The following is a 21,688-nucleotide window of genomic DNA, read 5'->3' as shown; positions in this document are numbered from 1 at the left end:
CCCGCTACCGCTCGGCCGCGCCCAGCCGCTCGGCCAGCACCGCCGGATCGGTGGTCGGCGCCTCACAGGCGAAGTGCCGGCAGACGTACGCGGCGGGCGCTCCGCCCACCAGCGGCCGGTCCGCGAGCAACGGCACCCCGGCGGCCTCCGGCCCGGTCCCGGGCCAGTCGCCCTGCCAGTCACCCGACCCGCCGACCGGCGCCGACCCACCGACCGCCGTCGGCTCGCCGACCGCGACCACCACACCGGGCGCGGTGCCCAGCAACGCCGCCCGGTGCAGCGCGGCCGTCGCCGAATCCCCCGCCGGGCCGACCACCGCGACCTCGCGCGGCCCGTCCACCAGCGCCTCGGCGACGGCCAGGCCCCAGCCGATGAACCGCGGTGCCCGGGTGGCGAGCGCCCCGACGATGCCGAGCGCCCGCTCGGCGGCCGTGCGGTGGCGCGCCGACCCGGTGTACGCGGCGTAGGTGAGCAGCGCCCCGGCGGCGGCCGTCCAGCCGGACGGGGTCGCGTTGTCGGTCGGGTCCTGCGGCCGCCGGATCAGCTCCTCGGCGTCGTCGGCGGTGTCGAAGAGCGCGCCGGAGGCCTCGTCCGCGAAGTGCTTCAGCACGGTGTCCAGCAGCCCGCCGGCGAGCTGCAGCCACTCCGCGGCGCCGGTCACGGCGTACAGCGCGAGGAAGCCCTCGGCGGTGTCCGCGTAGTCCTCCAGGACGCCCGCGTTGGCCCCGGCCCGGCCGTCCCGGGAGGTGCGCAGCAGCCGGCCGTCGGGCGTGAGGTGGACGGCGAGCAGCAGGTCGGCGGCGCGCTCGGCGGCCTCGACCAGGTCGGGCCGCTCCAGCAGCGCACCGGTCTCGGCGAGCGCGGCGACGGCCAGCCCGTTCCAGGCGGCGACCACCTTGTCGTCCCGGGCGGGCGCCGGCCGCTCGGCCCGCGCCGCGAACAGGGCGGCCCGGACCCGCTCGGCCGCCTCGTCGTCCCGCGGGTCGGAGAGCAGTTGCAGCACCGAGGCGCCGTGCTCGAAGGTGCCCGCCTCGGTCACCTCGTAGAGCTCCGCGGCGAAGGCCGCGTCCGCCTCCCCCAGGACCTCGGCCAACTGCGCGGGCGTCCAGGCGTAGTACGCGCCCTCGACCGAGGCGCCGCTCTCCCGGTCCAGACTGTCCGCGTCCAGCGCCGAGGCGAACGCCCCCTCGGGGGTGCGCAGTTCACGCAGCAGGAAGTCCGCCGTGGAGAGCGCCACCCGACGGGCGAGCGGCGAGCCGGTGGCCCGCCACAGGTGCAGGTACGCGCGGAGCAGCAGCGCGTTGTCGTACAGCATCTTCTCGAAGTGCGGGACGACCCAGTCGGCGTCCACCGCGTACCGGGCGAAGCCGCCGCCGAGCTGGTCGTGGATCCCGCCGCGGGCCATCGCGGCGGCGGTCCGGACGGCCATCTCCAGCGCGGCCGCCGAGCCGGTCCGGGCGTGGTGGCGCAGCAGGAACTCGATCACCATGGCCGGCGGGAACTTGGGCGCGCCGCCGAAGCCGCCGCGCCGGGCGTCGAAGTCCCGGCCGAGCGCGACCAGCGCCTCGTGCAACTCCGCCTCACCCGGCGGCCGGTGGACCCCGCCGCCGACCGCGTACACCGAGGCCCGCCGGGCCAGGTCCGCCCGGATCCGGCCGGCGACCTCGCCGACCTCCTCCCGCCGGTCCCGCCAGGCCGCGTCGACGCCCTCCAGCACCTGCCGGAAGGACGGCATCCCGTGCCGGGGCTCGGGCGGGAAGTACGTCCCGAAGTAGAACGGGTCCTTCTCGGGCGTGAGGAAGACCGTCATCGGCCAGCCGCCCTGCCCGGTCGCCGCCTGCACGGCCTCCATGTAGACCGCGTCGACGTCCGGCCGCTCCTCGCGGTCGACCTTCACCGCGACGAACCGCTCATTGGCGTACGCGGCCAGCTCGTCGTCCTCGAACGACTCGTGGGCCATCACGTGGCACCAGTGACAGGCCGCGTACCCCACACTCAGCAGCACCGGCACCCCCCGGCGCTCCGCCTCCGCGAACGCCTCGGGGCCCCAGGGCCACCAGTCGACGGGGTTGTCGGCGTGCTGCTGCAGATACGGCGAGGTCGCGTCCGCGAGACGGTTCGGCATGCCCCCATCCTCGCGCATCGGCGCGCCGACGGGGGCGGAGCCTCACTCCTTCGGGGCTTCCGGCTCCTCGACGAAGTCGACGCGCTTGAACTGCTTGTTCATCGACTTGACCAGGAACCAGGTGGCCACGCCGAGGGCGGCGAAGACGACGAAGCCCAGCAGTCCGGGGGTCACCTTGGTCTCGTCGAGGGCGAGCTCGGCGGCGAGGTGGGTGAGGTTCACGGGGGCGCTCATATCTCTATGGTGGCCCGACTCACGGGGAGCCGGGCCATCGGGGGGTGGTTCAGTCGCGCGTGTCGGCGGCCTCGGCCGCCAGGGTCGGGGTGCGCAGGCCGGCGAACAGGTCGTCCTCCGGCAGGTCGACGTCGATCAGGGTCCGGGCCAGCTCGTAGTCCTCGGTCGGCCAGACCTCCCGCTGGACCTCCAGCGGGACGCGGAACCACGGCCCGTCCGGGTCAATCTGGGTGGCGTGCGCGATCAGCGCGCGGTCCCGGGTCTCGAACCAGTCCTCGCAGCGGACCCGGGTGGTGATCTCGCGCTCCTTGCGGCCGCTCTTCTCCCAGCCCTCGATCCACTCGCCGTACGGCGACTCGTGGCCGTGCTCGGTGAGGTACGCGTGCAGTTCGCGGATCCGGCCCATCGGGAAGCCGTGGTTGTAGTAGAGCTTCAGCGGCTGCCAGGGCTCGCCGGCGTCCGGGTAGGCGTCCGGGTCACCGGCGGCGTCGAAGGCCCGCATGGTGATCTTGTGGGTCATGATGTGGTCCGGGTGCGGGTAGCCGCCGTTCTCGTCGTAGGTCGTGATGACCTGCGGCTTGAACTCGCGGATAAGCCGGACCAGGGGCTCGGCCGCCTCCTCGACGTCCTTCAGGCCGAAGCAGCCCTCGGGCAGCGGGGGCAGCGGGTCGCCCTCCGGCAGGCCGGAGTCGACGAAGCCCAGCCAGGCCTGCTTGACCCCGAGGATCCGTCGCGCCTCGTCCATCTCCTTGCGCCGGACCTCGTGGATGTTCTCCTCGATCTCCGGCTTGCCCTGCAGCTTGGGATTGAGGACCGACCCGCGTTCCCCCCCGGTGCAGGTGGCCACCAGCACGTCCACCCCCTGGTCGACGTACATGGCCATGGTGGCAGCGCCCTTGCTGGACTCGTCGTCCGGGTGGGCGTGCACCGCCATCAGTCGCAACTGCTCACTCAACGCGCGCGTTCCTTCCACAATGTCTGGGCCTTCCGCGAAGTCCGGTCTGCCCACCGTCCGAGCCGCTCGGTTCGGGCCGCGTCACCGCGGACCTGCCGCCGGGTGCGCCGCGGCACGACCTCACCACGCCGCCGGCACGGCACCGACACGGCCGAGCAGCGCCCCCCGCCGGACCGGCCGCGGGCGTGCCCCTCCTATAGTGACGGACTGGAGGAGCGTCGCATTCCCCCGGCACCACCGCGGGGGGTACCTCCCGGAGAGGACTGAGCCCGATGAGCGCAGGCACCACCACCCCGCAGCTGCCCGAGGGGCGCTACGGCCGGCACGGCGACCGCGAGTCCGACCGCCGTCTCAAGGTGGCGGGCGCGGTCTGCGCCGTGCTGGGGCTGGGCCTGGTGGCCTGGCTGGGCGGCTCCTACCTGATCCGCGAGACCACCATCAACGGCAGCGTCCCCTCGTTCCAGGCCGTCTCGGACACCGAGATGCAGCTGCACCTGGCGGTCCGCAAGGGCGACGGCACGGCGGGCAGCTGTACCGTCCGCTCGCAGGGCGAGGACGGCGCGGTGGTCGGGGTGGCCGACTTCCCCGTACCGGCCGACGGCGGCGACTACGACGCCGTGGTGACCCTGCGGACCACCGCCCGCGGCACCACCGCCGAGCTGCTGGGATGCACACCGGCCAAGTAGTCTCCCCCGATCGCGACGCGCCCGGGCGCATATTCGATCGGCGGAGCGGGAATCCGTCAGGATGTCCCGCACACCGGTCCTGTACACCTCGGCGCAATGCTGTCGTCAATGACGCGCCAACGACTCTCCCGCTTGTCGGCGGGAGTTGTTAGGCTCGTGGTTTCGCCCCTTCCGCACCAAGAGGTACGGGAGCGGGCGTTGCTTTGTAGTTACGACCGATATCCGCACCCGCCACCCTGCTGACGACTCACACCCTCAGCACAGCCCCAGCACCTACGAGGAGCACCCGTGACCCAGACCAGCGAGAACGTGACCTGGCTCACTCAGTCCGGCTACGACCAGCTCAAGGCCGAGCTGGACCACCTGAGCGGCCCCTGGCGCATCGAGATCGCCCAGAAGATCGAGGCGGCGCGCGAAGAGGGTGACCTCAAGGAGAACGCCGGTTACCACGCGGCCAAGGAGGAGCAGGGCAAGTACGAGCTGCGGATCCGCCAGCTCACCCAGCTCCTGGAGCGTGCCAAGGTCGGCGAGGCACCGGCGGACTCCGGCGTGGTGGCCCCGGGCATGGTCGTCACGGTCGCCTTCGACGGCGACGCGGACGACACCATGACCTTCCTGCTGGGCTCGCGCGAGATGGCCGGCAGCGACGACCTGGACGTCTACTCGCCGCAGTCGCCGCTGGGCCGCGCGATCGACGGCAAGAAGGTCGGCGACGAGGCGACGTACGAGCTGCCGAACGGCAAGGCCGCCTCGGTCACCGTCACCGAGGCGAAGCCGCACAACGGCTGATCCCCCGCATCCGACGCCGAGGGCGGCCGTGGAGACCTCCACGGCCGCCCTCGCGGCATTCCCCGGGCAGGCAGGCCCGCGGCCGGGCTCAGCCCGACGCCGAGCGGTACTTGCGCACCGACAGCCAGGAGAACACGGCGGTGATGACCAGCGACCAGAGCACCGACATCAGCGTCGCGTGCTGCATCGGCCAGGCACTGTCCACCGGCCCGACCTGGTTGCCGAACAGGTCGCGACAGGCCTGCACGGTGGCACTGAACGGGTTCCAGTAGGCGATGCCCTGCAGCCAGCCCGGCATCGAGCTGATCGGCACGAACGCGTTGGAGATGAAGGTCAGCGGGAAGAGCCAGATCAGCCCGGCCGAGGTGGCCGCCTCGGGGCTGCGGACCGAGAGGCCGATCAGCGCGCCGATCCAGGAGAACGCGTAGCCGAGCAGGAGCAGCAGCCCGAACGCGGCGAGCGCCTTCGGCACGCCCTCGTGGATCCGCCAGCCGACCAGCAGCGCCACCACCGCCAGCACGACCAGGGTGAACGCGGTCTGGCAGAGGTCGGCCAGGGTGCGGCCGACCAGCACCGCCGACCGGGCCATCGGCAGCGAGCGGAAGCGGTCCACCAGCCCCTTGGTCATGTCCTCCGCGATGCCGGCGGAGGCGCCGGCCGTGGCGAAGGTGACGGTCTGCGCGAAGATGCCGGCCATCAGGAACTGGATGTACGAGTTGGAGCTGGCCTGCGTCCCGGGGATCTGGATCGCCCCGCCCATGACGTAGGAGAACAGCAGCACGAACATCACGGGCTGCATCAGCCCGAAGACCACGATCTCGGGGATCCGGGTCATCCGGCGCAGGTTGCGCCGGGCGACCACCCAGGAGTCGTGCAGGGTGGCGGCCGCGCCCCGGCGCTGCTTGGGTACCGCCCCGCCGATGGCGTGCTCGGTGGCCGTCGTCATCTCACAGCTCCTTCCCGGCCGGGACGGCCCGCTGGTCCGGGTCCTCGCCGTCCTCACCGGCCCGGCCCCTGCCGTGCCCCTTGCCGCGGCCCTTGCCGGCGGCCCGGTTCTCCTCGTCCTCGGCCGCGGTGACGTGACCGGTGAGCGAGAGGAACACGTCGTCCAGGGTCGGCCGGCGCAGGCCGATGTCGTCGATCTCGATGGAGCGGGCGTCCAGCTCGCGGATGGCGTCCGCGAGCACCCGGGCGCCGCCGCTGACCGGCACGGTGATCCGGCGGGTGTTCTTCTCCACCGCCGGATCACCCTTGGCGTACGCGGACAGGGCCTGGAGGGCCTCGGCGACGAGGTCGGCGCGGTGCACCACGACCTCGATCCGCTCACCGCCGATCTGTGCCTTCAGCTGGTCGGCGGTGCCCCGGGCGATCACCCGGCCGTGGTCGACGACCGCGATGTCGTGGGCGAGGCGGTCCGCCTCCTCCAGGTACTGGGTGGTGAGCAGCAGGGTGGTGCCCTGCTCGACGAGGGTCTCGATGACCTCCCAGAGGGCGAGCCGGTTGCGCGGGTCGAGACCGGTGGTCGGCTCGTCCAGGAACATCACCGGCGGCCGCACGACCAGCGCGGCGGCGAGGTCGAGCCGGCGTCGCATACCGCCGGAGTAGGTCTTGGCGGTGCGGTCCTTGGCCTCGGCGAGGTTGAACCACTCCAGCAGTTCCAGCGCGCGCGCCTTCGCGGCCCGGCCGGTCATCTGGTACAGCTCACCGACCATCTGCAGGTTCTCGAACCCGGTCAGGTACTCGTCGACCGCGGCGTACTGGCCGGAGAGGCCGATCAGGCTGCGGACCTTGTTGGGATGTCTGAGGACGTCGACCCCGGCGACCACCGCCCGGCCGGAATCGGGGTGGAGCAAGGTGGTGAGGACGCGCACGGTGGTGGTCTTGCCGGCTCCGTTCGGGCCGAGCAGCCCCAGCACCGTGCCCTCGGGCACGTCGAGGCTGACGCCGTCCAGGGCGCGTACGTCACCGAAGGTCTTCACCAGGTTCTCGGCTTGGATGGCTGGCGCCATGGCCTGCCTCATCTCCTCGGACGACAGCGACGCTATCGATTGGGCGAATTCCAATGGTCTGTCCCACTTTGCCCCGAATGCAGGCATGCGGGCGACTCGGCCTTCGCCCCGAGGGGGCCGAACGTGCGACGCGTCGCGGACCGGAAAGGCCCGCGCCGGGCCGCGCCGGCCGGGCCGGACACCACCGCCGCGCGGGCACTCGACACCTCAGTGCGAGACGACGTACCCGGCGTCCCTCAGCTCGCCGAGCACCGCCGCGCAGTGCTCCGGCCCCTTGGTCTCCAGGTGAAGGTCCACCTCGACCTCGGTCAGCCCCAGCTGGGGGTCGATCCGCACGTGCGCCACGTCCAGCACGTTCGCGTCCACCCGCGTGAGCACCCCGAGCAGGTCGGCCAGCGCCCCCGGCCGGTCCGCCAGCCGCACCCGCAGCGACAGGTAGCGGCCGGCCGCCGCCAGGCCGTGCCGGAGCACCCGCTGCATCAGCTGCGGATCGATGTTGCCGCCCGAGAGCACCGCCACCACCGGGCCCTCGAAGGAGCCCGGCTGCTCCAACAGGGCCGCCACCGGGCTGACCCCGGCCGGCTCGACCACCAGCTTCAGCCGCTCCAGGCCGAGCAGCAGGGCCCGGGAGAGCGAGTCCTCGGAGACCGTCCGCACACCGTCCGCCAGGGCGTTGACGATCTCGAACGGAATGTCCCCGGGCCGGCCGACCATGATCCCGTCCGCCATGGTGGCGTAGCGCTCCAGCGTCACCGGCCGACCGGCCGCCAACGAGGGCGGGTACGCGGCCGCACCGGCCGCCTGCACCCCGATCACCCGCACGTCGGGGCGGATCGGCTTCACCGCCGCCGCGATCCCGGCCAGCAGCCCGCCGCCGCCCACCCCGACCAGGATGGTCCGCACCTCCGGGCACTGCTCCAGGATCTCCAGCCCCACGGTGGCCTGGCCGGTGACCACGTCCCAGTGGTCGAAGGGGTGGATGAACACCGCGCCGGTCGCCTCCGCGTAGTGCTGCGCGGCCCGCAGCGCCTCGTCCACCGTGGCTCCGGCCAGCCGGACCTCGGCGCCGTACTCGCGGGTCGCCGCGACCTTGGGCAGCGGCGCGGCCACCGGCATGAAGACCGTCGAGCGGACCCCGAGCAGCGCGGCCGCCAGCGCCACGCCCTGGGCGTGGTTCCCGGCGCTCGCCGCGACCACACCGCCGGCCCGCTGGACCGGCGAGAGGCCCGCGATCCGCACGTACGCCCCGCGCAGCTTGAACGAACCGGTGCGCTGGAGGTTCTCGCACTTCAGGTGGACCGGCGCGCCGACCAGCGCGGACAGGTGCCGGCTGCCCTCCATCGGCGTCACCCGGGCGACCCCGGCGAGCATCTTCTGGGCGCCGCGGACATCGTCGATGGTGATCGGCCAGCTGTGCATGGCGCCAGCCTAGGGCCCGCCCACCGAAGTGGCGCCGTTCGCCCGGCCGACGGGAGGGCGGGGCTCCACGCACCGGCCCCCGCGGCTGGGCGGGAGCGCCAACCGGGCGTGTCGGCACTGTTCCCGGGCCCGCCCGGCCCGCGTACGCTGCTGGTTCTGAGCCTCCCTCACCGCACGACGATCGTGAGCCGCGATGACGACGACCTCGCCCCAGGCCACCGACCGCACCGACCCCCTGCACGCCCAACTCCAGTACCAGCTGGCGGTGTTCGCCCGACGCATGGAGCAGGTCCGCAGCTCCGACGGCGTGGGCGCGCTGGACCGGGCCGCCTACCTGCTGCTCGACCGGCTGGAGCGGCACGGGCCCGCCAACGTCAAGGCGCTGGCCGACGCGCTGGGCGTCGACTCCTCCACCGTCACCCGGCAGGTCGCCCCGCTGGTCGCCGCCGGGCTGGTCGGCCGGGTCCAGGACCCGGCCGACCGCCGCGCCGTGCGGCTCGCACTGTCCCCGATCGGCGCCCGTCGGCTGGCCGAAGTCCGCGCCGGGCGGGCCGAGTTGGCCCGCCGGCTGGTGGCCGACTGGCCACCCGAGGAACAGCACGTGTTCTGCGCCCTGCTGGCCCGCTTCAACCACTCCATGGAGTCGTACACGGCGGGCCGGCAGGGCGCGTAGAGCCCGGCCGGGGACTACTGGCCGAGCGCCTGCTGGAGGTCGGCGAGCAGGTCGTCGATCGACTCGATGCCGACCGAGACGCGCACCAGGTCGGCGGGCACCTCCAGGGCCGAACCGGCCACCGAGGCGTGGGTCATCCGGCCCGGGTGCTCGATGAGCGACTCGACACCGCCCAGCGACTCACCGAGGGTGAAGAGCTGCGCGCGGTTGCAGACCTCGACCGCCGCCTCCTCCCCGCCGTTGACGCGGAAGGAGACCATGCCGCCGAACGCCTTCATCTGCTTGGCGGCGATGTCGTGGCCGGGGTGCTCGGGCAGGCCCGGGTACAGCACCTGGCTGACCTTGGGGTGGCCCGCCAGCAGCTCGGCGACCTTCTCGGCGTTGGAGCTGTGCCGGTCCATCCGGACCCCGAGGGTCTTGATCCCGCGCAGCACCAGCCAGGCGTCGAACGGGCCGGAGACGGCGCCCATCGCGTTCTGGTGGTAGGCGACCTCCTCACCGAGGCCCGCCTCGGCCAGCACCAGCGCACCACCGACGACGTCGGAGTGACCGCCCATGTACTTGGTGGTGGAGTGCACGACCGCGTCCGCGCCGAGCGCGATGGGCTGCTGCAGGTAGGGGCTGGCGAAGGTGTTGTCGACCACCAGCAGCGCGCCGGCGCCGTGCGCGATCTCGGCGAGCGCGGTCAGGTCGGTGATGCCCAGCAGCGGGTTGGACGGGGTCTCCACCCAGACCGCGCGGGTGTTGGGGCGCAGCGCCTCGCGAACGGTCGACAGGTCCTGGGTGTTGGCGACGGAGAACTCGACGCCCCAGCGGGTCAGGACCTTGGCGAACAGCCGGAAGGTACCGCCGTAGGCGTCGTTGGGGATCACGATGTGGTCGCCCGGCTTGAGGATGGTGCGCAGCAGGGTGTCCTCGGCGGCCAGGCCGGAGGCGAAGGCCAGGCCGCGGGCGCCGCCCTCCAGTGCCGCGAGGCACTCCTCCAGCGCGGTCCGGGTCGGGTTGGCGCTACGGCTGTACTCGTAACCGCCCCGGAGGCCGCCCACCCCGTCCTGCTTGTAGGTGGACACCTGGTAGATCGGCGTGACGACGGCCCCGGTCTGGGGGTCTGCTTCCTGACCCGCGTGGATGGCGAGAGTCTCGAAGCCCTGGGGAAGCTGGTGCTCGGTCATGACAACGAGCGTAGTGGGCGAACGCCGGGGCGCCTCCCGAAGGGGCGGCGCCGTCCGGAAAGCACCGGCGCTGCCCGGAATCCGGCGGCGTCCGGCAGCGTTGAAACCTGCACAACCCTTCCCGACCAGCTGGAGCAGGCCGTGCTGTTCAACCGCCACAAGACCTCGCTCGTTCCCGCCGACCAGGCGCTGCCCGGCCGGGAGTCGCCGGGCTTCACCCTGAGCGAGCCGCACACCGTGCTCGGCACCCCGCTCACCGGTCCGTACCCGGCCGGGCTGGAGGTGGCCGACTTCGGGCTGGGCTGCTTCTGGGGCGCCGAGCGCACGTTCTGGCGGCTGCCCGGCGTCTGGACGACGCTGGTCGGCTACCAGGGCGGGCACACCCCCCACCCGACGTACGAGGAGGTGTGCAGCGGGCTGACCGGCCACACCGAGGCGGTCCGGGTGGTGTTCGACCCGGCGGTGATCTCGTACGAGCGGCTGCTGAAGACCTTCTGGGAGGCGCACGACCCGACCCAGGGCAACCGGCAGGGCAACGACGTCGGCACCCAGTACCGGTCGGCCGTCTACACGCACTCGCCGACCCAGGCCGCCACCGTGGCCGCCGCGCGGGAGGCCTTCCAGCCGGCGCTGACCGCGATCGGCCTGGGGCCGATCACCACCGAGATCGCCCCGGCGGGGCCGTTCTACCCGGCGGAGCCGTACCACCAGCAGTACCTGTCCGACGCCAAGAACCCGAACGGCTACTGCGGCCTCGGCGGCACGGGCGCCAGCTGCCCGATCGGCGTGGCCCGCAGCGAGGGCTGACGGGAGCCGGGCGCCGGCGCGAGCCGGGCGCGCCCGGCCTGAAGCACGCCCGGCCCCAGGTGGGCCGGACCTCAGGCGCGCCGGACTTCGTGCTGGAAGCAGCCGAACTCCAGCGCCCGGACGTGCACCACGGCCACCTCCGGATCGGCGAGCAGCTCGGCGGCGGCCGCCTCGGCGGTGTCGGGGGTGACGGGCACACCGCGCAGGATGTGGCCGCGCCGGTCGTAGGCGCGCAGCACCCGCGCGCCGAGGTGGAACCCGGCCGGCCAGGACGCGCCCGCGCCGGGGCACGGGTCGGCGTGCACGAACACCGGGCCGACCTCGTCGTACGGACCGGGTTCGGCGCCCGTCCGGGCGGCCCAGCGGCGCAGCGGCGCGTAGCCGACCAGGGCGATCCGGTCGCCGGGCAGGGCGCGGGTGAGGCAGCAGCGCAGCGGGGCGCCGCCGGTCCGGTCCACCGACCGGACCGGCGGGCACCCGGCGTCGTCGCGCTCCAGCAGGGCGAGGTGGACGGCCGGATCGATCGGGCCGACGGCCAGGGCGGGTACGGCGGGCGTGGTGGTCATGCGTCCAGCCTGCCGCCGGAGCCGCCCGGGGTCCGGCGGGTTTCGGCCGTCGCGTTCGGCGGCCGCCCTGGTGGTTCGACGGCCGCCCCGACCCTTCGGCGGCCGCCGGGCGGGCTCAGATCGCGCTGCCTGCCTTCCAGGCGGCCCAGCCGAGGTTCCAGCCGTTCAGCCCGTTGGAGGGCTCGACCGTCTTGTCGCCGGAGTTCACGACCTCGACGACGTCGCCGATCATCGAGCTCTTGTAGAACTTGTAGCCGTCCGCGCTCTGGTCCTGGCCGCCCTTGGTGTCCTTCAGGCCGACGCAGCCGTGGCTGGTGTTCTGGCTGCCGAAGATCGACGTCGGCGACCAGTAGTTGCCGTGGATGAAGGTGCCGGAGGTGGTCAGGCGCTGGGCGTGCGGCACGTCGGCGATGTCGTACTCACTGCCGAGGCCGACGGTCTGCGAGTTCATCCGGGTCTGCTGGTACTGCTCCGAGATGACCATCTTGCCGCCCCAGGTGCGGTACTCGGGCGAGCCGCCGGAGATCGCGTAGACGGCGCTGACCTGGCCGTCGGTGGTGACGGTGAGCTTCTTGGCGGCGAGGTCGGCGACGCTGGTCTGCGCGCGGCCGACGGTGAAGCGGACGTCCTTGGACTGGGTGCCGTAGACGCCCTTGGCCGCCTGCACGTCCTTGAGCCGGAGCTTCACGGTGACCTTGGTGCCCTTGGCCCAGTACTCCTGCGGCCGGAAGTCCAGGCGGGTGCTGGAGAACCAGTGCCCGACGATCTCGACGCCGGGCTCGGCTATGACGGTGATCGCCTGCTGGACGGCCTTGCGGTCGCTCACCGGCTTGCTGAAGTTGATCGAGACCGGCATGCCGACGCCGACGACCGAGCCGTCCTCGGGGGTGAAGTAGCCGACGAAGGTGTTGGCCGGGGTCGCCGTGGTGAAGACGGCGTTGGCGTCCGCCTCCAGCTTGTCCTTGTCGGTGGCCGAGGCGGAGACGGTGTACTTGGTGCCGCTGGCCGGCGCGGCGGCGGACGTCCAGCTGGTGCCGTCCGAGGAGAGCTCCCCGGCCAGCGCCTTGCCGGTCGAGTCGGCGACCTTGACCGCGCCGAGGGTGCCGCCCGTGACGGTGACCTTGACCGGCTCGCTGAAGCTGGCGGCGGTGGAGCCGTCGGCGGGGGTGACGGTGATGACGGCCACCGAGGTCTTCGGCGAGCTGCTCGCGCTCGCGCTCGCGCCACTGCCCGTGGCGGCTCCGCCGCCACCCGCGGACCCGTTGCCGGAGCCGGACCCACCGCCCGCGCCGGTCCCGCCGTCGCCCTTGGTGTCGTTGCAGGCCGCCAGCAGGAGGACCGGCGCACCGATCAGACCGGCCAGCACCCCGCGCCGGCTCCAGTTTCCTCCGGCCGCCCGGCCCTGACCGTCCCGTGCCGTCACGTCGCGTTCTCCCTGCTGATCATCCCGGGCATTACGGATACAGAAACGCAATCCGCCCCTTCACGGTTCCATCACCAACGGGAAGCGATCGTATGAGACTACTCAACTTCCCGCCAAATATGGACAAAATGCCCGGCCTGCGGATCGCAGACCGGGCACTCACAGGCCGTGACGAAGGCGGGCGGAGACTACTCGGCGGACTCTTCCACCGCGTACTCGTCCCAGCCCTCCCCCTCGGCGTCGAACTCGGTCTGCGCGGACTCCCAGGTCGCCGAGGCGAGCTCGACGCCCGGGACGTCGCCGAGCAGGGCGACCGGGTCGATGAAGTGCGCGAGCGAACCCGACGGGTCCACCTCGATGGCCTCGACGGACTGGGCGCGCTCCTCGTCGTCGAGGTACTCGTCTTCCGTCACCTGCTGCAGGGCCGCCGCCTTGAGCGCCCCCTCGTCGGTGATCTCGGCGATGAGCTCGATGCTGAGCCGGACGTAGCGCGGTTCGTCCTGGCCGGTCGTGTCAGTGCTGGTCATGCGAGCGAGCGTACGGGAAACCGCCCGGAGGCGAGCGGGCGACAACCCCTCCCCCCACACACACGGGAAGGGCCGGCCCCTCCGAGGAGGGACCGGCCCTGCCGTCTCCGCCGGACTCCCCCACCCGGGAGCCGCGGAGACGCGCCAAGCGGCGCGGTGGTGACCGCGGGAGCCGTCGCACCCTGTCGACCGGCCGTAGCCGGACAGGGGCGGGACGACGACGTCACCCGCGGCGGGCCCCTCCTGCCCGGAGACCGGGCGGGGAGGGCAGGACACGGCAGGCCGGGTCAGGACCGTCCGACGTGTCCGGAGACGACCGCGGCCACCGGGGAGCCGCTCCCGGTCGGTCACTGTCGCCTCACTCGGCGTCTTGCCGTTGACCTCAACGATGCCCGACCGTTGTTAAGCGCGTGCTGCGCGCAGGTGACGCCGATGTACCACTTCGCCCGCGGACGAACCCTCAGCCGTCCGGTCGGACCACCGGGGTGAGTGGCCGTCACCGCGGGCCCGCCCGTTCGAGCCGGGTCAGCGCGGCCCCACCGGTACGGCCCCACCGGTACGGGCCCGCCGGCGCGAGCCGGTCAGTGCGAGCCGGTCAGTGCGAGCCGCGGCCCGCGAGGAAGCCCAGCAGGTCCTGGCGGGTGACGATGCCCTGCGGCTTGCCCTCCACCAGCACCACGGCCGCGTCGGCCTTCTCCAGCACGGTCATCAGGTTGGTGACCGTCTCGCCCGAGCCGACCACCGGCAGCGGCTTGGACATCACCTTGTCGAGCGTGTCGGTGAGCTGGATCTCGTTCGCGAAGACGCCCTCCAGCAGGAGCTTCTCGGCCACCGAACCGATCACCTCGCCGGCCATGATGTCGGGGTGGCCGGCCCCCGGGGAGACCACCGGCATCTGCGAGACGCCGTACTCGCGCAGGACCCGGACCGCCTCGGCGACGGTCTCGTTGGGGTGCATGTGGACGAACTGCGGAATGCCCTCGTGCTCGATGGCGTCCTTGCGGGCCAGCACCTCGGCGATGTGCGCCTCGTCGGTGGCCGACGGCAGGAAGCCGTAGTCGGCCATCCAGTCGTCGTTGAAGATCTTCGACAGGTAGCCGCGGCCGCCGTCCGGCAGCAGGACGACCACGACGTCGTCCGGGCCCAGCCGCTTGGCCACCTCCAGCGCGGCGACCACGGCCATCCCGCAGGAGCCGCCGACCAGCAGGCCCTCCTCCTTCGCGAGGCGGCGGGTCATCTGGAACGAGTCCTTGTCGGAGACGGCGACGATCTCGTCCGCGACGCCGCGGTCGTAGGCGGTCGGCCAGAAGTCCTCGCCGACACCCTCGACCAGGTACGGCCGGCCGGTGCCGCCCGAGTAGACCGAGCCCTCCGGGTCGGCGCCGACGACCTTGACCTTGCCGCCGGAGACCTCCTTCAGGTAGTTGCCGGTGCCCGAGATGGTGCCGCCGGTGCCGACGCCGGCCACGAAGTGGGTGATCCGCCCGCCGGTCTGCTCCCAGAGCTCCGGGCCGGTGGAGTGGTAGTGCGAGGCCGGGTTGTCCGGGTTGGAGTACTGGTCCGGCTTCCAGGCGTTCGGCGTCTCACGGACCAGGCGGTCCGAGACGTTGTAATAGGAGTCCGGATGCTCCGGGGCGACCGCGGTCGGACAGACGACCACCTCGGCGCCGTACGCGCGCAGCGTATTGATCTTGTCGGTGGACACCTTGTCCGGACAGACGAAGATGCACTTGTAGCCCTTCTGCTGGGCCACGATCGCCAGGCCGACACCGGTGTTGCCGGAGGTCGGCTCCACGATCGTGCCGCCGGGCTTCAGCGCGCCCGAGGCCTCGGCGGCCTCGATCATGCGCATCGCGATCCGGTCCTTCACCGAGCCGCCGGGGTTGAAGTACTCGACCTTCGCCAGCACCGTCGCGCTGATGCCGTCGGTGACCTTGTTGAGCTTGACCAAGGGCGTGTTGCCGACCAGGTCGATGATCGAGTTGTGGTACCGCACGGGGGTCCTCCCGGTCTGTGGGCATGCGAGTGCTTTCGGTACTGCAAAGCCTAGGGCGTGCCACCGGCCCCAGCTCTCCCCTGCGCCACACTCCCTCCCGGCCTCCTCCGGCCCCGTCCCCGCCCCCTCCCCACCACCCCCGCTCCGGCCGTCCGCGCGCCCGCCCAGGGACCGGACGCCCGCCCCCACCTCCGACCGCGCGCCCCGTCGCACGCCCACGGATGGCCCAGTCCGGTCGATAGCGCACGGCCGAGGACGGGTAGGAGGTGTACAGGCAACGCGAGGGGCGGCCCCGCCGGGGGGCGGCACGAGGACGCGAAGGGGGTGCCGGATGCCAGGGACGCAGGAGTCGCGGGCCCGGGTGGCCCGGCGGATCGCCACCGCGGCGGCGTACGGGGGCGGCGGGCTCGGCCTGCTGGGCGTGGGCCTGGTCGGGGTACTGCTGACCGAGAGCAAACTGGCCGTGCAGGCGATCGGCATCCTCCAGGGCGACCCGCCCAAGGCCGACGGCGTCTACGGCGAGGCCTTCGCCGACGGCGCCACCGCCGGGCAGCCGCCCCTGGTGCTGGCCTTCCTCGGCGACTCCACCGCCGCCGGCCTGGGGGTGCTGCGGGCCCGCGAGACCCCGGGCGCGCTGCTCGCCGCAGGTCTGGCGTCGGTGGCCGAGCGGCCGGTCCGGCTGGTCAACGTGGCCCGCTCCGGCGGGCGCTCCGCCGACCTCTCCGGCCAGCTGGAGCTGGCCCTGCCGCACCGCCCCGACATCGCCGTGATCATGGTGGGCGCCAACGACGTGACCCGGCACAGCCCGGCCCAGCTCGCGGTGCGCCATCTCGGCGAGGCGGTCGCCGCGCTGCGCGCCAACGGCTGCGAGGTGGTGGTCGGCACCTGCCCGGACCTCGGCACGATCAAGCCGGTGCGTCCGCCGCTGCGCTGGGTGGCCCGGCGGGTCAGCCGGCAGCTGGCGGCCGCGCAGACCATCGCCGTGGTGGAGGCCGGCGGCCGGACGGTCTCGCTGGGCTCCCTGCTCGGGCCGGAGTTCGCGGCCCGGCCCGAGATGTTCGCCGCCGACCGCTACCACCCCTCCGCCCAGGGCTACGCGACGGCGGCGATGGCCGTCCTGCCCTCGCTCTGCGCGGTGCTCGGCCTCTGGCCCGAGGAGGAGCGGCCGGCCGGCCCGGTGCCGGGCGAGGAGCTGCTGCCGGTGGCGGTGGCCGCGGCCGCCGCGGCGGGCCGCTCGGGCACCGAGGTGGCGGCCGTCGGGGCCGAGGGCGCGGCCCGGCGCTGGGCGCTGCTGCGTCACCGGCTGCGGGTCGGCCTGCCGGGCACCTGGGCCGCCGAGGGCCCTGCGGCCGGGCCGGTCTCGGATCCCGGGGCCGATCACGGGAACACGTCGGCCAGCTCACACGCCGGGGCGAGTGACGCCTGAGCTACCAGACGGTAACTTTCCTCCCGGGCGTCCGCGCGCGCGTCCGGCCGTTCCCGCCGGACCGCCACCCGGACCCCCAGCCCGAAGGTCACTCAGCGAGGAGCCCGCCATGCCCGAAGCCGTCATCGTCAGCGCTGCCCGTTCGCCGATCGGCCGGGCCTTCAAGGGCTCCCTCAAGGACGTCCGCCCCGACGACCTGACCGCCCACATCATCGCCACCGCCCTGGCCAAGGTCCCCGAGCTCGACCCCCGCGACATCGAGGACCTGATGCTCGGCTGCGGCCTGCCCGGCGGTGAGCAGGGCCACAACCTCGCGCGGATCGTCGCCGTCCAGATGGGCCTGGACCACCTGCCCGGGACCACCGTCACCCGCTACTGTTCCTCCTCCCTCCAGACCACCCGGATGGCGCTGCACGCGATCAAGGCCGGCGAGGGCGACGTCTTCATCTCGGCCGGCGTCGAGACCGTCTCCCGCAGCGTGCACGGCACCTCCGACGGCATGCCCGGCACCATGAACCCGCTCTTCGACGACGCCCAGGCCCGTACCGCCCGGCGCGCCGAGCAGGGCGGCGGCGAGTGGCACGACCCGCGCGAGGACGGTCTGCTGCCCGACGCCTACATCGCGATGGGCCAGACCGCCGAGAACCTCGCCGCCCTCAAGGGCATCACCCGCGCCGACCAGGACGCCTTCGGCGTCCGCTCCCAGAACCTCGCCGAGGCCGCCCTCAAGGCCGGCTTCTGGGAGCGCGAGATCACGCCCGTCACCCTCCCCGACGGCACCGTGGTCAGCACCGACGACGGCCCCCGCGCCGGCGTCACCCTGGAGGGCGTCTCCGGCCTGAAGCCCGTCTTCCGCCCCGACGGCACCGTGACCGCCGGTAACTGCTGCCCCCTCAACGACGGCGCGGCCGCCCTCGTCATCATGTCCGACGCCAAGGCCCGCGACCTCGGCATCACGCCCCTCGCCCGGATCGTCTCCACCGGCCTCAGCGCCCTCTCCCCCGAGATCATGGGCTACGGCCCCGTCGAGGCGTCCCGCCAGGCCCTGCGCCGCGCCGGCCTCACCATCGACGACATCGACCTCGTCGAGATCAACGAAGCCTTCGCCGCCCAGGTCATCCCGTCCTACCGCGACCTGGGCATCGACCCCGAGCGCCTCAACGTCAACGGTGGCGCCATCGCCGTCGGCCACCCCTTCGGCATGACCGGCGCCCGCATCACCACCACGCTGATCAACTCCCTGCAGTGGCACGACAAGCAGTTCGGCCTGGAGACCATGTGCGTCGGCGGCGGCCAGGGCATGGCGATGGTCGTCGAGCGACTCAGCTGACCCTCGGACGTCAACCCCGAAGGGTCCAGACCACCCATTTGGAGTGACGCAGAGTAATTGAGGGCCGGATCACACCGAGAGGTCGATCCGGCCCTCTTTTCTTTCGAATCGGGCCCGGAAATCGACAGTGCGGAGCGGATCAACTCCGCAGCGTAGAACGGTGTTACCTAACAATTTGGGGACAAGAGCGAAAGTCACGGACAAAGTAGACATTCGCCACTGCGGTAACAGCCCCGTATGGGGCAGTGTGGAGAGGTAACCCCGTTCCACTCCTCCCTAGGAGTACGTTCCGTGAGCGCCGTCTACACCCTCCTCCTGCTGATACTGATCACCGTGTCGACCGCTGTGCTGGTCCACCTCCGGGGGCTCTCCCGCCGGCTGGACGCCCGGGCCGCAGCCGCCGCACCCGCACCGGTCGACGAGGCCGCGATCCGCCGGGCCGTCGCCGAGGCGCTCGCCGCCGACCGCGAGCGGGAGATCACCGAGGCCCGCGCGTTCTGGGCCGAGCAGGAGGCCCGCGCGGCCGAGGACGCGCCACTGTTCGACTCCCCCTTCACCGGCGCGCTCGGCACCACCGACGAGTGGCCGCTCTTCTTCCCCCGGCCGACCGGTCCGCAGGAGGCCGCCGACAACGCGGGCACCATGGACCCGGAGTTCGGCGAGGCGCTGCGTTCCGCGCTGGAAGACCTGATCAACGAGGGCGGCGCCGACCCGGCCGGGCCCGGCCCCGAGGGCGGTGCGCCCCTGCGGCCCGGCCACCCGTCCGGCCACCCCTCCGGAGCCCCGGCCGCCGAGGTCGGCGGCGGCGACGCCCGGGCCCGCCGGGAGGCCGACCTGCTGGCCACCGGCCTGGAGGCCGGACTGCTGGACGCCGAACCGGCCGTCGAGGACGCGCCGGCGCCCGCCCCCGACCCGCGCCGCCACCCCTCGCACCCCGACTTCGTGCCCAGCCAGGCACCGTCCCGCGAGTGGACCGACACCCGGCTGGCCACGCTCGCCGAGGAGGGCGTGGGCCTGATCGACGTCCGCCCCGGCCCGCTCGGCACGCTGGACGTGTACGCCTTCGCCGACGGCACCACCCTCTGCGTCGCCCCCGGCGACCGCGAGGCCGCGTACCGGCTGATCGACGCCGTCCGGGCCGGTGAGGACGTCCGGCTGCTCGGCGGCTCGCGTTTCTCCGGCTCGTACTCCCTGACCTTCTCCACCGACGAGGACGCCGTCTACGTGCTCGCCGACCGGGTGGTCGCCAGCATCTGACGCCCGCGCCCACCGACGCGACCGACCGCACGACAGAAGGCCGACCGGATCAAGGGGTTACCGATCCGGTCGGCCTTCGGCGTTCCCCGCCGGAGCCGGCGGACCCGGCGTTCCCCACCGGACCCGGCGGACCCGGCGGACCCGGCGGGGCACTCAACCGCAGAGGGCGGCCGTGGCGGCCACCTCGGCCAGCGCCCGGGTGAGCACCGTCGAGGCCGGCGCGGGCCCGCCCAGCGGCTCCGGAAGCGGTACCGGCGTCCACGCCGGCAGGGCGTCCAGCGCGGCCGCCAGGTCGTGCCCGGCGACGGCCAGCTGGTCGCCGGCCGCGAAGGCGCCGGCGTCCGGGAACTCCCGCGGTGCCCCGGCCGCCCCGTCCCCGCCCGCCGCCGCGCCCTCGGCGGCCTGCGCCGCCAGCGCCAGCCGGCGGGCCAGCGCCAGCGCCGCGGCGGCCCGGGAGGGGTGGCCGGGGACGGCACCCAGCAGCCGGCTCTGCGGCATCGAGCGGAAACGATCCGCCAGGGCTTCGACGGCTTCGACGAGGGAGACTGCTTCAGACATGGCGCGAGCCTAACGAAAGCCGCCGGACCCCGGAGCGGAAGGCTCCGGGGTCCGGCGGCAGTGCGCGAGGGACGCGGTGATCAGTCGTCGCCGCGCAGGATCGCGATCAGTCGCAGCATCTCGATGTAGATCCAGACCAGCGAGAGGGTGAGCCCGAAGGCGGCCCGCCAGGCCTCCTTCTGCGGGGCGCCCTGCGCGATGGCCTGCTCGATGGCCGCGAAGTCCAGCGACAGGAAGAACGCGCCGAGGGCGATGCCGACCAGGCCCACCACGATGCCCAGCGGGCCGGAGCGCAGCCCCATCTCCGCACCGAACATCGACGCGACCATGTTGATCATGAGCAGCAGCACGAAGCCCATGGCGATCGCGATGCCGATCCGCGTGTAGCGCGGGGTGACCCGGATCCGGCCGGTCTTGTAGGCGATCAGCATCGCCGCGAAGACCGCCGCGGTACCCAGCACCGCCTGGATCGCGATGCCCGGCCAGATGGTGTTGAACACCTTGGTCACGGCACCGAGCGCGAAGCCCTCCAGGCCCGCGTAGACCAGGATCAGCGGCGGGCTGACGCTGCGCTTGAACGAGATCACCAGGCCGACCACGAAAGCGATCAGCGAGGCGCCGACCGCCAGGCCGTAGTTCCGGTCCGGCAGGAGGAACCAGGCCAGCCCGCCGGCGGCGACCAGGGTGAGCAACGTCATGGCGGTGCGGGCGACGACATCGTCGAGCGTCATCCGCCCCGTCGCCAGCGGACCGGCGGACGGCGCCTGGTACATCTCGACCAGCTGCTCGTCGGTCAGCGGGCCCTGGGCCTGCGGCTGCTGGGCGTAGGGGCTGCCCGCGTAGGGGTTGTTGCCGTACGGGTTGTTGCCGTACGGGTCGCTCTGGCCGGCGGGACCGGTGGCGTGCGGACTCCCGGCCGGCGGGGCCTGCGTGGTACCGAAACCCGCGTAGCCGGGCTCGCGGGTGAAGGATCCCTCCCGCGAGAAGACCGGGTTGCTGCTTCTCATTGCTCATTCCCTCCGTGGCGGCACTGCACCGCCCGCAGCACAAGGGTAATGGGTTGGCAAAAGAATGGGGATACGCCGCGAGGAGGATCCGGTGAACGGCACCCGGCGGGGACGCCCGGTGGCGTCCCCGTCCATCGAGCGGTGCCCGGAGCCGGACTCGAACCGGCACGGCCTCACGGCCAAGCAGTTTTAAGCTGCCCGTGTCTGCGTTCCACCATCCGGGCCTTCTGCGGATCTGCCCTGCCGACAGCCGGAGGTGCTGCTCCGTCCCCGTGCGGGCCAGCCCTGAGCCTAGTCGCCCGCCTCCCCCTTTCGCATGTTCCCAGCCAGGGAAGTTGTCATGTTTCCTTGCCATCTGACGAACAGTTCGTGATTTGGCCAGTCAAAGCGTGCGATCCGGCCACCGAACTCCGGTAAGGGTCGGTGTCATACCGGAGGATGAGGGCTTTACCTGGGCCTACGCCCAGCGGTGGTCAGGCCAACCGTCCGGCGGAGCGACGAGAAACCATGATCACGTGGCCGACCATGGAAATACGGCCGGAACCCTGCGGTGAACGGCCCTCCAGCGACCTCTCGCGCTCTCCCGACGCCGTCGGCAGCCCGACCACAAGGAGCATCCCCGTGACCACGTCGACCGCAACCGCCGTCCGTACCGGCCGGGCGGCCGCCCGCGCCACCGGCCTCAACAAGGTCTACGGGGACGGGGAGACCCGCGTCGTCGCCCTCGAC

20 protein-coding genes and 1 tRNA gene are annotated in these 21,688 nt (G+C 73.0%); 7 read left to right on the top strand and 14 right to left on the bottom strand.

Features of this window, described 5'->3' with window-relative positions; translation table 11 throughout:
• Positions 1–4: 4 nt before the first annotated feature.
• From ACFXHB_RS28030 to mca, 3 genes are read right to left on the bottom strand one after another with little or no spacing between them, the layout of a single operon-like run.
• A complete protein-coding gene (locus ACFXHB_RS28030) occupies positions 5–2,125 on the bottom strand; it encodes a thioredoxin domain-containing protein (RefSeq protein ID WP_380577430.1) in 2,121 nt (706 codons plus the stop codon).
• A gap of 42 nt (positions 2,126–2,167) precedes the next feature.
• Positions 2,168–2,359, bottom strand: coding sequence for a hypothetical protein (locus ACFXHB_RS28025; protein ID WP_329489368.1), 192 nt, complete (start codon positions 2,357–2,359; stop codon positions 2,168–2,170).
• A 49-nt stretch (positions 2,360–2,408) separates the two neighbouring features.
• Positions 2,409–3,314 carry a mycothiol conjugate amidase Mca gene (gene mca / locus ACFXHB_RS28020; protein WP_380577429.1) on the bottom strand — a complete coding sequence of 302 codons (906 nt, stop codon included), beginning with the start codon at positions 3,312–3,314 and terminating at the stop codon, positions 2,409–2,411.
• Positions 3,315–3,586: 272 nt separating this feature from the next.
• Between mca and ACFXHB_RS28015 the strand changes: the two genes are divergently transcribed.
• Complete coding sequence (locus tag ACFXHB_RS28015) at positions 3,587–4,000, top strand: DUF4307 domain-containing protein (protein WP_380577428.1); 414 nt, start codon at positions 3,587–3,589, stop codon at positions 3,998–4,000.
• Positions 4,001–4,288: 288 nt separating this feature from the next.
• Positions 4,289–4,789, top strand: coding sequence for a transcription elongation factor GreA (gene greA / locus ACFXHB_RS28010; RefSeq protein ID WP_380577427.1), 501 nt, complete (start codon positions 4,289–4,291; stop codon positions 4,787–4,789).
• Positions 4,790–4,877: 88 nt separating this feature from the next.
• Here greA and ACFXHB_RS28005 read toward each other — a convergent pair whose 3' ends face one another.
• The 3 genes from ACFXHB_RS28005 to ilvA form a co-directional block, all read right to left on the bottom strand.
• Positions 4,878–5,735 carry an ABC transporter permease gene (locus ACFXHB_RS28005; RefSeq protein WP_380577426.1) on the bottom strand — a complete coding sequence of 286 codons (858 nt, stop codon included), beginning with the start codon at positions 5,733–5,735 and terminating at the stop codon, positions 4,878–4,880.
• A 1-nt stretch (position 5,736) separates the two neighbouring features.
• Positions 5,737–6,798 (bottom strand): ATP-binding cassette domain-containing protein, encoded by a 1,062-nt coding sequence (locus ACFXHB_RS28000; RefSeq protein ID WP_380577425.1) that lies wholly within the window; start codon positions 6,796–6,798, stop codon positions 5,737–5,739.
• A gap of 207 nt (positions 6,799–7,005) precedes the next feature.
• The gene (gene ilvA / locus ACFXHB_RS27995; RefSeq protein ID WP_380577424.1) at positions 7,006–8,217 is read right to left on the bottom strand and encodes a threonine ammonia-lyase; all 1,212 of its coding nucleotides are present in this window, start codon (positions 8,215–8,217) and stop codon (positions 7,006–7,008) included.
• Positions 8,218–8,410: 193 nt separating this feature from the next.
• Between ilvA and ACFXHB_RS27990 the strand changes: the two genes are divergently transcribed.
• Positions 8,411–8,890, top strand: a complete 480-nt coding sequence (locus ACFXHB_RS27990) for a MarR family winged helix-turn-helix transcriptional regulator (protein ID WP_380577423.1) — start codon at positions 8,411–8,413, stop codon at positions 8,888–8,890.
• 14 nt (positions 8,891–8,904) lie between these two features.
• Here the strand turns inward: ACFXHB_RS27990 and ACFXHB_RS27985 are convergent, their stop codons facing one another.
• Entirely contained in the window at positions 8,905–10,062 is a 1,158-nt protein-coding gene (locus ACFXHB_RS27985; RefSeq protein WP_380577422.1) for a cystathionine gamma-synthase, read from the bottom strand.
• Between the two features lie 141 nt (positions 10,063–10,203).
• Between ACFXHB_RS27985 and msrA the strand changes: the two genes are divergently transcribed.
• A complete protein-coding gene (gene msrA, locus ACFXHB_RS27980) occupies positions 10,204–10,869 on the top strand; it encodes a peptide-methionine (S)-S-oxide reductase MsrA (protein ID WP_380577421.1) in 666 nt (221 codons plus the stop codon).
• Between the two features lie 71 nt (positions 10,870–10,940).
• Here the strand turns inward: msrA and ACFXHB_RS27975 are convergent, their stop codons facing one another.
• From ACFXHB_RS27975 to ACFXHB_RS27960, 4 genes are all read right to left on the bottom strand, one after another.
• Complete coding sequence (locus ACFXHB_RS27975) at positions 10,941–11,435, bottom strand: DUF1203 domain-containing protein (RefSeq protein ID WP_380577420.1); 495 nt, start codon at positions 11,433–11,435, stop codon at positions 10,941–10,943.
• 115 nt (positions 11,436–11,550) lie between these two features.
• Positions 11,551–12,858, bottom strand: a complete 1,308-nt coding sequence (locus ACFXHB_RS27970; protein ID WP_380577419.1) for an Ig-like domain-containing protein — start codon at positions 12,856–12,858, stop codon at positions 11,551–11,553.
• A 188-nt stretch (positions 12,859–13,046) separates the two neighbouring features.
• Positions 13,047–13,385, bottom strand: a complete 339-nt coding sequence (locus ACFXHB_RS27965; protein WP_380577418.1) for a hypothetical protein — start codon at positions 13,383–13,385, stop codon at positions 13,047–13,049.
• Positions 13,386–13,980: 595 nt separating this feature from the next.
• Positions 13,981–15,381: a cystathionine beta-synthase gene (locus ACFXHB_RS27960; protein WP_380577417.1), complete on the bottom strand. Its 1,401-nt coding sequence runs from the start codon at positions 15,379–15,381 to the stop codon at positions 13,981–13,983.
• Between the two features lie 331 nt (positions 15,382–15,712).
• On the opposite strand from ACFXHB_RS27960, the gene ACFXHB_RS27955 reads away from it, so the two are divergent.
• The 3 genes from ACFXHB_RS27955 (at position 15,713) to ACFXHB_RS27945 (ending at position 19,394) form a co-directional block, all read left to right on the top strand.
• Positions 15,713–16,807, top strand: coding sequence for an SGNH/GDSL hydrolase family protein (locus ACFXHB_RS27955; protein ID WP_380577416.1), 1,095 nt, complete (start codon positions 15,713–15,715; stop codon positions 16,805–16,807).
• Between the two features lie 109 nt (positions 16,808–16,916).
• On the top strand, positions 16,917–18,137 hold the full coding sequence (locus tag ACFXHB_RS27950; RefSeq protein WP_380577415.1) for an acetyl-CoA C-acetyltransferase: 1,221 nt from the start codon (positions 16,917–16,919) through the stop codon (positions 18,135–18,137).
• A gap of 291 nt (positions 18,138–18,428) precedes the next feature.
• The gene (locus ACFXHB_RS27945) at positions 18,429–19,394 is read left to right on the top strand and encodes a hypothetical protein (RefSeq protein ID WP_380577414.1); all 966 of its coding nucleotides are present in this window, start codon (positions 18,429–18,431) and stop codon (positions 19,392–19,394) included.
• Between the two features lie 153 nt (positions 19,395–19,547).
• Here ACFXHB_RS27945 and ACFXHB_RS27940 read toward each other — a convergent pair whose 3' ends face one another.
• The 3 genes from ACFXHB_RS27940 to ACFXHB_RS27930 form a co-directional block, all read right to left on the bottom strand.
• Positions 19,548–19,952 carry a hypothetical protein gene (locus tag ACFXHB_RS27940; RefSeq protein WP_380577413.1) on the bottom strand — a complete coding sequence of 135 codons (405 nt, stop codon included), beginning with the start codon at positions 19,950–19,952 and terminating at the stop codon, positions 19,548–19,550.
• An 80-nt stretch (positions 19,953–20,032) separates the two neighbouring features.
• A complete protein-coding gene (locus ACFXHB_RS27935; protein WP_380577412.1) occupies positions 20,033–20,959 on the bottom strand; it encodes a Bax inhibitor-1/YccA family protein in 927 nt (308 codons plus the stop codon).
• 142 nt (positions 20,960–21,101) lie between these two features.
• Positions 21,102–21,183, bottom strand: a tRNA-Leu gene (locus tag ACFXHB_RS27930).
• Positions 21,184–21,688 lie beyond the last annotated feature (505 nt).

The sequence above is a fragment of the Kitasatospora sp. NPDC059327 genome, from assembly GCF_042752535.1.
In the GTDB taxonomy this organism is placed as follows: Bacteria; Actinomycetota; Actinomycetes; order Streptomycetales; family Streptomycetaceae; genus Kitasatospora.
The sequence above is the reverse complement of the archived record's forward strand: the minus strand, read 5'-3'. Positions and strand labels throughout refer to the sequence as shown.